The following is a 14,756-nucleotide window of genomic DNA, read 5'->3' on the forward strand; positions in this document are numbered from 1 at the left end:
CCAGGCTTGCCGGCGAAGGCGATTTAACGGACGCCTTCGCCGGCAAGCCTGGCTCCTACAAGGATCGGATTCCGGGCTACTTCACTGCACCAAACGACAGGCCGCGGACCAGTTGTTTCTGGCTGATCCAGCCGAAGATCAGGATCGGCGCACACGCCAGGGTCGATACCGCCGACAACTTGGCCCAGAACAGACCTTCGGGGCTTGAGTACGAGGCGATCAACGCGGTCAACGGTGCGGCTTTGGACGACGTCAGGTTCAAGGACCAGAACGCTTCGTTCCAGCACAGGATCAGCGACAGCAGCACCGTGGAGGCCAGGCCACCCTTGGCGATGGGCAGCAGCACGCGGACCATTTCTTGCCACAGCGTTGCCCCGTCCAGACGTGCGGCTTCGAGGATGTCTTTGGGGATGTCCTTGAAGTAGGTGTAAATCATCCAGACCACGATCGGCAGGTTGATCAGGGTGTAGATCACGATCAGCGCGATACGCGTATCGAGCAGGCCGAAACTCTTGGCCAGCAGGTAGATCGGCATCAGCACGCCCACCGGTGGCAGCATCTTGGTGGAGAGCATCCACAGCAGCGTGCCTTTGGTGCGTTTGGTTTCGTAGAACGCCATCGAGTAGGCCGCCGGCACTGCGATCAGCAGGCACAGGGCCGTGGCGCTGAAGGAAATCACCACCGAGTTCCAGGCGAAGCTGAAGTAGTCGCTGCGCTCGTTGATGTGCAGGTAGTTTTCCAGCGTCGGGGTGAAGATGAATTGCGGCGGCGTGGCGAACGCGTCGATTTCGGTTTTGAAACTGGTCAGCACCATCCAGAAGATCGGGAAGAAGATCAGGATCGCGATGGCCCAGGCCAGGGTGCCGAGCAGCAGGCTTTGCAGACGGCGGGATTGTTGAAGAGTCATGGCGCAGGCCTCAGGCTTTGTCTGTCAGGTTTTTGCCGATCATGCGCACCAGCACGATGGCCGCGACGTTGGCAATCACCACCGCGATCAAACCGCCGGCGGACGCCATGCCCACATCAAACTGCACCAGCGCCTGGTTGTAGATCAGGTAGGCGAGGTTGGTCGAGGCGTAGCCGGGGCCACCGTTGGTGGTGGTAAAGATTTCAGCAAACACCGAGAGCAGGAAGATCGTTTCAATCATCACCACCACCGCAATTGGCCGCGCCAGGTGCGGCAGGGTCAGGTGCCAGAAGATCGCGACCGGACCGGCACCGTCCAGGCGCGCGGCTTCTTTCTGTTCCTGGTCCAGCGACTGCATGGCGGTCATCAGGATCAGGATCGCGAAGGGCAGCCATTGCCACGAGACAATGATGATGATCGACAGCAGCGGGTAGTGCGCCAGCCAGTCCACCGGTTGTGCGCCGAACAGCTTCCAGACGTAGGCGAGAATCCCCGACACCGGATGGAAAATCAGGTTCTTCCAGATCAGCGCGCCGACGGTGGGCATGATGAAGAACGGCGAAATCAGCATGACCCGCACGATGCCGCGACCGAGGAACTCACTGGCCTCCAGCAACGCACTGATCAACACGCCGAACACCACGCTGATCAGCAGCACGCTGCCTACCAGCAACAGGGTGTTGGTGGCGCCGGGCAGGAAGCCCGAGTCGGTGAGGAAATAGGTGAAGTTCTCCAGCCCCACGAACTCGTTCTCGCCGGGGTTGAGCAGGTTGTAGCGGATCACCGAGAAGTAGAGGGTCATGCCCAGCGGCACGATCATCCACAGCAGCAACATGACCACCGAAGGGCTGACCAGAAACCAGCCGGGATTGGCCAACCGGCTTTTACGCACCGGTTGGGGAATGTCCATTTGAGCTTTGGCAGTTGAAATATTCATGGCGATAGAACCGATTAAGAACAGGCAGGTGAAGATCAACTGTAGGAGCGAGGCTTGTGTGGCGAGGGAGCTTGCTCCCGCTGGGTCGCGAAGCAACCCCAAAAGCTTTGCGACTGCTTCGCAGCCGAGCGGGAGCAAGCTCCCTCGCCACAAAAAGCGCTCCTACAGAGGGCGCGGGTTACTTGGGATAACCGGCGCGCTTCATCTCACGTTCGGTGGTTTGCTGGGCGGCGGCCAGGGCCTGGTCGACCGTGGTCTGACCGATCAGCGCTGCCGAGAACGACTTGCCGACCTGGGTGCCGATGCCCTGGAATTCAGGAATGGTCACCAGTTGGATGCCGATGTACGGCACAGGCTTGACGCTCGGTTTGCTCGGGTCGGCGGCTTTCAGCGACTCGAGGGTCACTTTGGCGAACGGCGCGGCTTTCATGTAGGCCTCGCTGTAAGTTGAGGCCCGGGTGCCTGGCGGTACGTTGGCGATGCCGTCTTTCTCGGCAACCAGTGCGCCGTACTCCTTGGAAGTCGCCCAGGCACTGAAGGTTTTCGCCGCGTCCTTGGCCTTGGAACTGGTCGGAATCGCCAGCGCCCAGGAGTACAACCAGGCCGAACCTTTATCGGTGACTTCATGGGGCGCATAGGTGAAACCGACGTGCTCGCTGACCTTGCTTTGCGTCTTGTCGGTGACGAAGGAGCCGGCGACGCTGGCATCGACCCAGATCGCGCACTTGCCGCTGTTGAACAGCGCCAGGTTTTCGTTGAAACCGTTGCTGGAGGCGCCCGGTGGGCCCGAATCCTTCATGGTCTGCACGTAGAAGTTCAGCGCGTTCTTCCACTCGGGGCCGGTGAATTCCGGTTGCCACTTCTCATCGAACCAGCGCGCGCCATAGGCGTTGGCGATGGTGGTGATCAGCGCCATGTTCTCGCCCCAGCCAGCCTTGCCGCGCAGGCAGATGCCGTACTGTTCTTTATCTTTATCGGTGAGTTTCTTCGCGAACTCGCTGATCTGGGTCCAGGTCGGGCGCTCCGGCATTTCCAGCCCGGCGTTCTTGAACAGATCGGTGCGGTAATAGGTGATCGAGCTTTCGGCGTAGAACGGCAGGGCGTACAGCGAACCCTTGACCGACAGGCCTTCACGCACCGACGGGAACACGTCGTCGAGGGCGTAGCTGGCCGGCAAGTCCTTCATCGGCTCCAGCCAACCTTTGGCGCCCCAGAGTGCGGCTTCGTACATGCCGATGGTCAGCACATCGAACTGCCCGCCCTGAGTCGCAATGTCGGTGGTCAGGCGTTGGCGCAGGACGTTTTCTTCGAGCACCACCCAATTGAGCTTGATGTCCGGATGCTCGGTCTCGAAGGTTTTCGAGAGCTTTTGCATGCGAATCATGTCGCTGTTGTTGACGGTGGCAATGGTCAGGGTCTGGGCGCCGAGACTGACGCTGCTGAGGGTCATGCAGGTGAGGGCAAGCAGAGCTTTTACAGAAGGTTGCATCGAGCACTCCTTTTCTGTACCCGGCGGGGCCAGAAGGACAGTTATTGTTTTTGTGTCTTCCTGATGAGGGAAGAATGTGCACTGATTACAGCCTTCAATTGCGGATGTGACAAATCATCCATCGCACTTGAATCGATACTTTTTTGCACTGGGGTTTTCGGTGGGAAGTACGGGGTAGGGCTTTTAGATGATTGTCGGTGATGAAATGCGTACAGGTTTTGTAGGGAAACCTGTAGGAGCGAGGCTTGCCCGCGAAGGCGTCTTTTCTGATACACCGCCTTCGCGGGCAAGCCTCGCCCGTACAACAAAGCATTTAACCGAGGTTTTGCTCGGTCAAACGTTGGACCGCCAACCGCCGGTAATGGGAAGGGGTCATGCCCTTGAGTTGCTGAAACCGTCGGTTGAAGTTGGAAATATTGTTGAAACCCGACTCGAAACACACATCGGTCACCGGTTTATCGCCATCGGCCAGCAGTTCACAGGACTTGCTGATGCGCAGGCGATTGACGAATTCGATGAAGCAGCGCCCGGTGGCCTGCTTGAACACTCGACTGAAATACGTCGGCTTCATACCCAGGTGCTCGGCGACTTCTTCCAGCGGCAGTTCCCGGGCGTAATGGGCAAAGATGTAATCCACCGCCCGGTTGGTGCGGTCAACGTTGTGTTCATCCGCCAATGGCGTGGTCGTGGCGCCCGACAGCAGTTGGTAATCATCGGACGCCGCGAGCAATTCCAGCAAAATCAGGAAATGCCCGAGCCGGGTCACGCCTTGGGTGTCGGCGATGCGCTGCATCAGGGTCATGGCTTGGCGGATGGTGCGCTTGCAGCGAAACTCGATGCCGTACTGCGCGCGCTCCAGCAAGGGCACCAGGGTCTTGAGTTCGGCAAACACCAGGTGACCGCTGTCGAACAACTCATCGGTGAAGTTGACCAGCATGTCCCGTTTGGGCACCACTTCGTCTTCGGCGACCTGGCTGATCCAGTTGTGCGGCAGGTTGGGGCCGGTCAGGAACAGCGTTTCCGGGTAGAAGTTGCCGATGTAATCACCGATGAACACCTTGCCGGAACTGGCGACGATCAGGTGCAGTTCGTATTCCTTGTGGAAATGCCAGCGCACCAACGGGCATGGGAAACCATGCTGGCGATAGATGATGGACAACCCGTTGTGGTCGTCCATCAACTCGTAGGAAGGATCGGTTATTCGGGCGGATCGGCTCATGGCAGGGCACTTTTATTGTTATTGCCCGCTGATGATGCCTCTTTCCGGGCCAGTTATGCCAGCGACTGCCTGAGTTGTGCCGCCTTCATGCTGTTGGCGACCCAGCAATAACCGACAATCTGCGACTCGTCGAAGAAGTCGGTGCTGATGATGCTGCATTGCGTCACCCAATCCCGGGAGGAGTGGAACCAGTCGTTGATGTGTTGCTTGATGTCCACCGGCCCGCCGAGGAAGGTGTAGCTGGTGGCGGTCAGGGACCACAGGTAATGGCCGTACCGGGGTGTGTCCAGGGTGCGGGCGATATGTCGGCGCAACTCGTCCACGTTGGTGAGCCGGGAGCCGCTCCACCGATGGGGGATGGTGCCCCAGAAATAATCCAGGTCCAGTTCCACCGACTTGCGGGAGGCGAGAACCACGCGTTTCTTGCTGCTCGCCGCCTTGAGCTCCCCAAGGGTCTTTTCTTCATCGTCGGGTGCAATGGCCCGGGCGCCGAGGCGTTGTATCAATAAGTCGCTGAGTTGCCGGTAGTCAAAGTGCTGGTCGCCATTACCCAATTGGTGAAAGTCGAGGACGATGAATTCATCCGGGTTGCGGTCGAGAAAGCTGTTGACCGCATCGATCAGCTCATCCAGCACCCTGTGCGACTGATAGCCGTTGTGGTGAAAGTAATAAGAACCCCTGGGCGAGCCGGGCAGGTAGCCCAGGCGCAAATCGAATGCCCGGGCACCGTTGGCCAGTTGCCAGGCAAAGGAGTCGTTCTGGCAGGTGGTCCAGTTGCCGATGATGACTTCGTAATTGGGGGCTTTTTTGTCCATGCCCGAGTTGTGCGTGCCGGGCCAGATGAGATCGGTGATTTTCATGCGGTCGATGTCGGGGACTTTGCTCATCCAGCATTGTTTGTCGACATTGGAAGTGGGGCTGTTGGTCATGGTGCAAGGCTCCTGCCTGTGGCTCGGCCCCCATCCGTGGGGCGCGAGGAATCGTGAAAAAATCACCTGATGCCCAAGAGCCTAGAAGCCCGGCAGGTGATTTTCAATGCACAGAAACATCCACATAAATATAGCCTTGCGCCACTTTTCTCAGGTCAGTTATCACCCGCGAGAATCAGAAACATCCGACTCGACGTGACGATTTTTCGCCTCGATCCATTGGGCCATGTACTGCGTGCTTTTGTGCGCGTGGTGGCGAAGCATGGCGCCGGTGAAGTTGTCGCGACGGCGCTCGGCCAGGTCACGCCGACAGGCTTGCAGGCGCTCGATCAAGGCCGGGCCGTGGTCTGACTGGCGATATTGGGCGCTGAGCAATTGGTCGCCATGTTGTTGCGCCTGGGTCCACAACGCCTTGTCCTGATACAGCGCAACAGCCGCGGCAGCCAGCGCTTCAGCGGATTCACCAATGACCCCCGGCCACAGCAGGCCATCGCTCATGCCCTCGGCGCCGATGGGCGTGGTGACGCTCGGCGTGCCACACAGCATGGCATCGACAATCTTGCCTTTGATCCCCGCGCCAAAGCGCAGCGGTGCCAGGCAGATTCGCGCCGCCGACATCACCTGCAACGCATCCTCCGCCCAGTTCATGACATGAAACCCTTGGGCCGGGTTGTGCAACGCGGTGGCTTTGGGCGGCGTGTAAGCGCCATAAAGATGCAACTGCGCACCGGGTAATTGCTGACGGATCAATGGCCAGACTGCGGTTTTCATCCACAGCACGGCGTCCCAGTTCGGCGCGTGACGGAAGTTGCCGATGCTGAGAAAGTTCGCCCGAGCTTCAAACGGGGTATGGGCCGCCGTTGGCAGGGAGGGCATCAAGGGACACCAGTGCAGCAAGTCCCGCGGCAGCTTGAACTGTTCGACCAGCAACTCGATTTCCACCGGGGAAATCATCAGGCTCAAGTCGCAACGATACAGCGCAGCAATCTCGCGTTTGGCCAGGTCGGTGCCGGCCATCAACTCGAACTCCTCACGGAGCGCCGGGGCAAACAGATCGCCGAAGTCGTTCTCATCGGCACTGGCCTTCAACCGATCCTTGAGCCGCTGGTGCCGGGCATGTCGCAAGCTTTGCAGATCGGAAGTTTCGAGCACGCGCAATGCGTCGGGGCACTGTTTCTCTACGCGCCAGCCGAATTGCTCTTCCATCATGAATTGGTCGAACAATACGATATCCGGGGTCAGTTCGCGGATAAACGTATCGAAACTGCTGTTATTCAGCTCAATCGCACATTCACGAATGCCCAGGGCGGCGAGGTCGGCTTTGTGTTCGCCGACGCCCGCCGGGCTGCTGAAGGTGATGTCCCAGCCTTGCTGCAAAAACGTGTCGAGAATTTGCATCACATGGCCACTGGCTGCCGAAGAGCGGGGTTCGGGCCAGACGTAACCAATGACCAGGACTTTGATGGGGGGCAGGCTCATGGGGCATTCCTGATGAGGGCGCAGGGCGATGAAAAAAAGAGCGCGATTAAACCACAGCCCTGCGCACAGATGCCCCTGCCAATGGGGCCGTTGATCAAACCGGGTTGAAGTTCAACACCACCTCCCAGCCAATGTAGCCACCGCGAGCTCTATCCGCCTGCTTCTGCAAGGTGGCGATGTTTTCAAGAAACATAAGGTTGTTGCTGGAAGATTGGCTCAACAAAGAGGTGGTCACGGCAAACGAGTCGGCATTGTCAAAGGCCAGGGTCTTATCCAGCAACTTGAGGTTGTCGTCACGGAAGTGACCAGACGCCAGGTTCATCAATCGCTTGACGTCCAGGCGTTGCTGGTTGCCGATTCGACCGGACACCGGCGCACTGGCGTAAGTGTGGTCCAGAGTGTCGGGGGCTCCGTGAAAGACTTCATGAATCAGATCATCAGCAGGAACGGTGGACGTGAATCCCTCCTTGCGATATTGGTCGTTGAAGTTTTCCGAATAAATACGCATGAATTTCTTTTGAGCCGCTTTAGTCTCACCGGCATTTATCCATTCCTTGTAGGCAATCGGATTCAGCGCGGCCAGGCTGTTTGTCTTGGTATAGGTGTCGAGTTCGAAGTTATCGGGCGTGATCTTTGCCAAGTCTTTTTTGACATCCTGCAGGGCGGACAGAAATTTTTTGCGACTCTCGGCGGAGTGATCCCCCATGAGCAGTTTCAGGGCGACGCCTGAATCTTTCTCCGATGTCACGTCAGTCAATACTTTAATGGCGTCATCCACTTTTTTCCGGGCAGCCGGCAATGCCTCCTGAAGCAACTTGCGGGTATAGGTTGCGGGCATGATTTTATGCAATCCGGGCAAGCGGAGCGCGTTCAGGAAATGGAAGTTTTGCAGCTTTGGCCCGATAGGCTGGCCACTACGGTTCAATGCGTACCATTGGTCGTTGTGGCGCGTAGCCAGGACGGCGATCGAGTCCGTCGATGACGCCAATGGACGCCAGGTTCCCATGCCGGTGTCTGCACGGTTGGCAGCTTTGACCAAGTCATAGGATTGCGCGCTGCCGGTCAACTTGCGCAGTTGAAACGTGGCGTTTTCCAGTACATTGGTGCCCAATTTCTTGAGCTTCAGCACCTTCACGCCCTTGCGCAGCAAGGCGGGAATGCCGTCCAACGGATTGAACACGCTGTTCAACAAGCCGACGCCCACTTTTGCCATGCTGGCGGCCTTTGCCGCGATGGAAGCGGTTTTAGCGGCAATGCTGACCACCTTGGCGACCGCGCCGACCACCAGCAGCAGTGTCATGGCCGCCTCAATGGTGCACGACGCCCAACCTTCTGCCCGGCGATCCGGATCGTCCGAAAGGATGTCCTGGATGCACGACTTGAACGGGACAATGAAGTTGAGCGCTGTGTCGATAATGCCATCGTACTCGGCCCGCAACCGCTCCAGTTTGGTCTGTCCCCAGCACTCTTTCGACAGCTCGTCATAGGTCGCAAGGGGACGGTGTTTCTGAATGAAGGCTGCAAGCTCGTTGAACTCGCCACTGTCAAAACTTTGGTAATAACTGCGCGGCTGGCGGGTTGAGTGTGTGGCGGCCACGGGAAGAATGGCGAGTTTTTCAATCACACCAATGCTGGCGGGTTGGATGCCGGGGTTTACGCCGTGGGTATAGCACTCGATATCAGTCGGTAAATGATAAGTGGCAGAAGGAGGGCCGTAGCGATTCGCACTGCCAGAGAAATCCGTGCGTGGGGCCTGGTTCAACAAGCCGTTACGGCTGATCACTTCGGCGAGCGCGGGGTTTTCGCGGCAGACGCCGTGCAGTGTGAACAGTTCGTAGCAATACAACTTGTTCTCGTAGTAAGCACCGACCACCACACCATAACGTCCGGTCGCGGCATCTTTGTCGGCCTGGTTTTCCTTGTAGCCTAGTTGGGTGAACTCGGTGACCGTGTGAGTGATTAACTTAAACGGGTTCAACGAGAATGTATTGTCCGGCTTGGGGATGACCGCGACTGAAGGCCGGACGGTGAACAGCGACACCTGTCCTTTTAACAATCGCTGGCGATCAAGCGGTGGCAGTGTCGCAAAAGCCAGTTTGAAACTGCTGCTCATGGCTTCCGAGAATTGGGTGTGAGCCCGATTGAACAAACGATCGAATTCGGGTTTCAACCGATGGGTTTCATTATTGATAAACGGATAAATGTCATAGAGGCTGTCGTTCGCCAAGTCCCATTCCCGGGAGCCGAGTTCATTGGCCATCAACAACTCAACCAACGACATCGGCTCTGATGTGGCAAAGCCCGGGCGAGCGGCGTGTGGGCTCTTTTTGCGCAGAATCTCATCTTCAACAAAATCGCAATCAGGGGCTGTAACTTTCAGCAGTCTTAACGCGATGTCCCGCCGTGTCGGGAATTTTTTCGACAACTGGGTCTGGATGTCGACGAGGTGTCCAAGGTGCTTTTCATAAGCCGAAGTTGCAGTGGCCACGGCCGTGGTGTGGGCGTTCTGCACGTCGGTCAGTGTGACAATGCCGTTGAGCAGGGCCCAGTCGAGCAGGGGATCGATGGCGAGCACGCTGTTGAGGGTTGTCAGCGCTTCATCCGCCCAATCAATCGTTGCCATTTTTTTGATGTGTGCATACGTCATCAGGCGGGAAGAGCCCGGCGCGTTGAATTCCACCATCGCCACGCCACGACAAAACTCAACCCATTGCGGTGTACCCAGCAGCAGGGTCGGTGGCACGTCTTTGACCAGGAACTCAGGCGCGGTGCCGGCTAGCAACAAATGGGCGGCAAGAGGCGCGGTCTGTTCGCTAACGCCGGCCTTGGCAACTAGATGGCTCTCCAACGCGGTGCGAACGGCAGCAAAAGAGTGTTCAACATGCTCAGTGGCGTAGAGATTAAACCCGGCAACATGATTGCGCGGTTCCGCTTCGCCAATGGAAGGGTGCAGGTCCAGGAGTACCGCTGTCAGCATCACCTGCTGCCGATACCCATCGGATATCGGCTCATCGCTCGATGCGCCATACCACCCTAGTTCGTTGATATAGCCTTCGGCCCAAGAGGCCGCGATGGAGTGGGATGCGAGTGTCTGCAGATGTTCATCGGCGTCGGATCGACTGATGGTCGAGATGTCCCGCCCCAAGGCAACTTGCGACAGGTGATCCAGCAGCGTCCCTCGCCCCTGAATGTGACGCTGGGTCAGGGCCTTGATTTGGCGGCGCTGGGTGTCATTCAGGCTGATCGGGCTGTCGGTGGCGACCGAGAGCATGTCCCAATAGTTACCCAGTAGCGGACTTTTCGGCAGATTCAGCTCCAGCAACGTGATGAGGCGTTGGGTCTGCTCGGCTGTTTTGGGGATGGGATGCTCGTGGAAACTGAACCATTGCGTCAGGCTGACCCGGTCGTCGAGCGTCACCGCGCCACCCAGTGCCGCCGCCATTTCGGCGAGGGTTTTCAGGTCATCGTCCAGTTCGGGGTCCAGTTGGGTGCGGCTGGTCAGGTCGTAGGTGAAGTTCGGAGTCTGTGCGGTGATGTGCCCGTTCTCTGCGACTTGAAACACCGCGTCTTCGGCTAATTGGTGCCTGCTCAGGATCCGTTTAAAGGCGTCTTTGCTGACCATTCGCTTTAACAGCTCAATGCCGGGCACCATCGAGCTTTCAAGGCTTGAATCGCGCTCCAGGGAAATAACTGGCAGGGTCCAGGCAGGGGCGAATCCTGTGTTGTCATCAGCCAATATGGTTTTCAATCGGCTGATGACTTCCTGTCGCTCGCTGTCATTGCTGCTTGTGGGATCGACATCGTTGTTGGAAGGGCTGATGGGGCGCGAAAGGTGTCGCTCGGTGAGCGTGCTGTTGCTTGTGTTATTCATTTTGAGTCCATTCATTAAGTTTGAAAAAAAAGAAGGAGGGCCCCTATGCCAGGCCTCCCGATGAAACAGGGGTTTAGAGCCTGTTCAGGTAAATCGGCACTGGCCGGTTGATAGCGCCCTGGCGAGCGGCTTGCAGCGCCGCACTCATGGCCGACAGGTTCTCGGCAAAGTTCGCCGGGTGGGTTTCCAGCTGACTCAATAGCGAGGTGAATACTGTCAAGGAGTCCGCGTTGTTCCGGGCCTGGGCGCGGTCGTGGTAGCGGGTCGCAACCCCTTCGTCGGCGATCGGATGATGCCCGTTGGCCAGGTTCAGCAGCGGCGCCACGTCCAGCTGTTGATAGCGCGAATCGGTGTTCGGCAACGGCAGGGCGTAGCTCAGGTCATCGATGCTGCTGGCGTGGAGCAGGGTTCGAATCAAATCATCGGCAATCACGCCTTCGTTCAGGTGGTGCTCGCGGAAGCGTTCGTTGAGGTCGGCGCAGTCGACGCGCAGGAATTGTTTCTCCCGTTGCAACGGGCCGGCGTTTTTCCATACCTGGAACTCACTGAGGTCCAAGGTGAGCATTTCGTTGGCACTGTCTGCTTCATCCAGCAGGAAATTACCCAGGTCCACCGCACCGCAGTACGACTTTTGCGCCATCAGAACGTTATTGACCGCTTCGATTGAGCTGCCACCCAGCAATAGCCTGGCGAGGGCATCGACATCGACTTTCCTGTTCGCCTGGGCCAGTACCCTGACGGCGGCGTCCATTTTTCGGCGGGCGCTCAACAGGGCATTTTCAATCACCGTGCTGGTGTAGAGGGCCGGCAATTGTTTGTCGAAACGCGGTAAGCGGATCTCGCCGACCCGGCGGAAATTTTTCAACGACTCGCCCCATGGCCGGCCAAAGCGATTGAGTGCGTGCCATTGATTGTTGCGGCTACGGCAGGCCCAGGCGTTAACGGATTCGCTGCTGTCCTTGGGAATCCAGGTCCCTTGCACGAGATCGGAGCGTTTCGACGCTTTGACCAGGTCATAGGAGTCGGCCATTTTGGTCAGCCGGTGCACCTGCATCCTGGCTTTCGTCACGGCGTCCATGCCCACCAGGTTCAAGCGCAGGCCACCTTTGAGGAGCGCCTTCGCACCGATGCTGGCGTAAGAACGCAAACCATCCAGCGGATTGAAAGTCCCGATCGCCAGGATGACCAGCTCTTTGGCAATGCTGGCGATCCTGGAGCAGGAGGAAACGGTCTTGGACATGATGCCGGCGATATTCGACGCCGCTCCGGCAACACCGCCGATGACCGCGATGGCATCCATGATGCAACCAAAGATGCCTTGCGCGACCCGTACCCGTTCCCCGGAACGAATTTCCGCGATGCAGGAGCGGAAGGGGATGATCAGGTTGAGCATGAACTCGGTCCGTTCTTCATTCTTGCTGATCAACTTTTCGAGCCGGGTTTGCCCCAAGGCGATTTCTTTCAGCTCGGCGTAAGTGGCGAGAGGACGATGGCGGGCGATGAAGTGGGCGATGCGTTCCAGGTTCGGGTAGTGGAAGCGTTGATAGACGCCTTTCTTGTCAATGGTCGTCTCAATGGGGGCCGCCAGTACCGCCAGTTTGTCGAGGACGACTTCACTGGACACTTTGCGGTTCGGTACGCTGCCGTGCGTGTAGTTGGTGATGTCCAGGGGCATGGCGCTCAGTTGCGCGGGTTTCATGGCGCGATTCAGGTCGCCAGTGAAGTCGATCCGGGCGCGGTTTTTGTGCAGCGCCGCTTGACTGATCGCCGCGCCAAGCGCTGGGTTTTTCAGGCATTGGCCATGCAGGCTGAAGAGCTCAAAACAGGTGGTTTTCCCGCGAAAAGACGCACACATGACCACACCGTAATGACCGGTAGCGGCATCGATCGCTTCCTGGGTTTCAATGCTGGTCAGGTACTCCATGCCGAAGCGGCCATTCAAGGCTACCGGGGCCTTGGCGTCGAACTGCGCCGAGGCGCGCACGGTGTATAAGGTGATTTCGCTGCGTAGCAGGTCTTTCTGATCGGCCTCATCCAACTGCGCCAATGCCAGTTGCAGATTGGTCGCCAACGCGTGTTGCAGTTGCTGCTGATAGGCGCGCACAGGCGCCTCAAAATCACCGGACAGCTTGTTCAGCTCGGGCAACAGCGCGGGGTATTTTTTAAAGAGGTCGTAAGCGGGGTCGTTCCATTGCTGGCGAACCAGGTCGCCGGACATGTGCAGCTCGACCATCGACATTTTCTGGTTTTCAAACATCTCGTCAGCGGCATAAGGCACGACCGGCTGATACTGCCAAGCGGTCCCGGCGTGGGTCAGGAATTCTTTTTCCAGGTCATCGCTATCCGGCAGGATCGCTTGCAGTTGCGCCAGGGCGAGCGCCCGGCGACTCGGGGGCGGCGTGGCAAACGTGGTGGCGGCCTGGTTCAACTGCTCCAGGAATGCGTGGTACGCCGTAGACGCTTCTTGCAGTGCTCCGGCACTGTGGCGTTGCAATGCCGCCCGTGTGATCACGCTGTTCAGCAATGCCCAATCGACAATCGGGTTGATGGCCGCCAAGCCGCTGATTTTTTCCTGGTAAGGACCGACGGGTTCAATGGCCGCGTATTGCATGACCTGCGCAAATGTCATCAAACGCGACGCCCCCCGGACTTGGAGCTCAATCAATGCGACGGTGCGGCTGAACGTCACCCAGGCAATGGAGCCCAAAAGCGGTGAGGAAGGTAATTGCTTGATCAGGAACTCCGGCGCGACGTTGGCGAGCAGCAGATGCGCCGCCAGTGGCGCGGCTTGTGCGCCGACCCGCTGGTTGTTCACCAGGTAGGTTTCCAGTTGTTGGCGCACCAGGAAGTGCGGCAAATCAACATTGTCCGGCGAATAAATGTCCAGGCTGCCGAACGGGCTGCGTGCGTCCTGCGTGACAACGGGCGGGTTCAGGTCCAACAGGATTGCCGTGATCAGGAGTTGATCGAGGTCTTCATCGTGGACCGATTCATCAGCGTTGGCGCCAAACCAGGCCAGTCGGGTGATGTAGCGTTTGGCCAATGCCCGGGAAGTGGGATGACTGACGAGCGACTTGAGCATATCCCCGGCGTCGTCCCAAATGACCGGGCGACTGTTCAATGCTTCTTCATACAGTTTATCGAGTAAGTTTTTTCCTTTAGGCAGGAACTCGGCAGTTAACTTGCGCATGGCAGCCTGTTGATCGGTGGTTAATACCGTTTCACCGTCCTCAGTCGCGAATAGTTGATTCCAATAGTTGCCCAGGTAATCGGCAGAAGGAATATCGAACTCCAGGAAGTCGAGCAGGTTTTTTGTTTGTGCCTGCGTGGTAGGTACATTCAGATCGTGAAACTTCATCCATTGCGATATTTCCACGGTATTGCTGGAGGAGACAATGCCGCCTATTTGTTTGGCAATGTCCGTCAGGCATTTCAGCTGGGCTTGGGTCGAGGCAGAACGGTTAGCCATCTGGGTGATGGGCTCCCAGGCGTCGCCGCGAATGAACAGGCTGCCCTCAGCGTTGACGAAAGCATCGATAAGCGGTTCGCGGAATAGCCGCACGGCATGTTGCTGGATAAGCGGTTCGGCGCTCAGTTTATTCAACAGGATGCTCGCGGGCATGTGCAGTTGATAAAGCGAAGAGCCCGGTTTCAAGTCAATTTCATGCGAGTCCCAGTCAGTCTCTTCAGTGCTGCGCACCGCCTCTTTTAGTTTGAGAATGACCAAGTCTCTTTCGAACTTGTCAGCTTCATTGCGCAGTGTTCTTGCTTGCAGGGTTGCGTCGAAAGAATAGCGGTTGATCGTTTTAAAGGTTGGAGTTGTCACGGTGTTACCTAATATTATTTATGGGGGTGTTCCTTGTTTGGATGTTGTGTATTTTTCGAGAAGGGTTCAAGTTGCTTTATATAAATGGATGTTGCGTTG

The 14,756-nt window shown here is 57.6% G+C and carries 8 protein-coding genes; all 8 read right to left on the bottom strand.

The window, feature by feature from the left end; all coding sequences use genetic code 11:
- Positions 1 to 76: 76 nt before the first annotated feature.
- The 8 genes from FQ192_RS21450 to FQ192_RS21485 all read right to left on the bottom strand — a co-directional run bounded on the left by FQ192_RS21450 (position 77) and on the right by FQ192_RS21485 (position 14,435).
- The gene (locus FQ192_RS21450) at positions 77 to 907 is read right to left on the bottom strand and encodes a carbohydrate ABC transporter permease (protein ID WP_054046221.1); all 831 of its coding nucleotides are present in this window, start codon (positions 905 to 907) and stop codon (positions 77 to 79) included.
- Between the two features lie 10 nt (positions 908 to 917).
- Positions 918 to 1,817 carry a carbohydrate ABC transporter permease gene (locus FQ192_RS21455; protein ID WP_256672338.1) on the bottom strand — a complete coding sequence of 300 codons (900 nt, stop codon included), beginning with the start codon at positions 1,815 to 1,817 and terminating at the stop codon, positions 918 to 920.
- A gap of 205 nt (positions 1,818 to 2,022) precedes the next feature.
- On the bottom strand, positions 2,023 to 3,333 hold the full coding sequence (locus tag FQ192_RS21460) for a sugar ABC transporter substrate-binding protein (RefSeq protein ID WP_149660330.1): 1,311 nt from the start codon (positions 3,331 to 3,333) through the stop codon (positions 2,023 to 2,025).
- 313 nt (positions 3,334 to 3,646) lie between these two features.
- Positions 3,647 to 4,552, bottom strand: coding sequence for an AraC family transcriptional regulator (locus FQ192_RS21465; protein WP_149660331.1), 906 nt, complete (start codon positions 4,550 to 4,552; stop codon positions 3,647 to 3,649).
- Between the two features lie 53 nt (positions 4,553 to 4,605).
- Positions 4,606 to 5,481 (bottom strand): phospholipase, encoded by an 876-nt coding sequence (locus tag FQ192_RS21470; protein WP_149660332.1) that lies wholly within the window; start codon positions 5,479 to 5,481, stop codon positions 4,606 to 4,608.
- A gap of 162 nt (positions 5,482 to 5,643) precedes the next feature.
- On the bottom strand, positions 5,644 to 6,960 hold the full coding sequence (locus FQ192_RS21475) for a glycosyltransferase (RefSeq protein ID WP_149660333.1): 1,317 nt from the start codon (positions 6,958 to 6,960) through the stop codon (positions 5,644 to 5,646).
- Between the two features lie 94 nt (positions 6,961 to 7,054).
- Positions 7,055 to 10,831, bottom strand: a complete 3,777-nt coding sequence (locus tag FQ192_RS21480) for a hypothetical protein (protein WP_149660334.1) — start codon at positions 10,829 to 10,831, stop codon at positions 7,055 to 7,057.
- Positions 10,832 to 10,904: 73 nt separating this feature from the next.
- Positions 10,905 to 14,435 (bottom strand): hypothetical protein, encoded by a 3,531-nt coding sequence (locus FQ192_RS21485; protein ID WP_149660335.1) that lies wholly within the window; start codon positions 14,433 to 14,435, stop codon positions 10,905 to 10,907.
- Between the last annotated feature and the right edge of the window lie 321 nt (positions 14,436 to 14,756).

The sequence above is a fragment of the Pseudomonas sp. ANT_J12 genome (assembly GCF_008370045.1).
Classification (GTDB): Bacteria; Pseudomonadota; Gammaproteobacteria; order Pseudomonadales; family Pseudomonadaceae; genus Aquipseudomonas.

Excerpts from the sequence above, each read along its gene's own strand:
- FQ192_RS21450 (WP_054046221.1), bottom strand. The coding sequence starts at position 907 with ATGACTCTTCAACAATCCCGCCGTCTGCAAAGCCTGCTGCTCGGCACC.
- FQ192_RS21455 (WP_256672338.1), bottom strand. The coding sequence starts at position 1,817 with ATGGACATTCCCCAACCGGTGCGTAAAAGCCGGTTGGCCAATCCCGGC.
- FQ192_RS21460 (WP_149660330.1), bottom strand. The coding sequence starts at position 3,333 with ATGCAACCTTCTGTAAAAGCTCTGCTTGCCCTCACCTGCATGACCCTC.
- FQ192_RS21465 (WP_149660331.1), bottom strand. The coding sequence starts at position 4,552 with ATGAGCCGATCCGCCCGAATAACCGATCCTTCCTACGAGTTGATGGAC.
- FQ192_RS21470 (WP_149660332.1), bottom strand. The coding sequence starts at position 5,481 with ATGACCAACAGCCCCACTTCCAATGTCGACAAACAATGCTGGATGAGC.
- FQ192_RS21475 (WP_149660333.1), bottom strand. The coding sequence starts at position 6,960 with ATGAGCCTGCCCCCCATCAAAGTCCTGGTCATTGGTTACGTCTGGCCC.
- FQ192_RS21480 (WP_149660334.1), bottom strand. The coding sequence starts at position 10,831 with ATGAATAACACAAGCAACAGCACGCTCACCGAGCGACACCTTTCGCGC.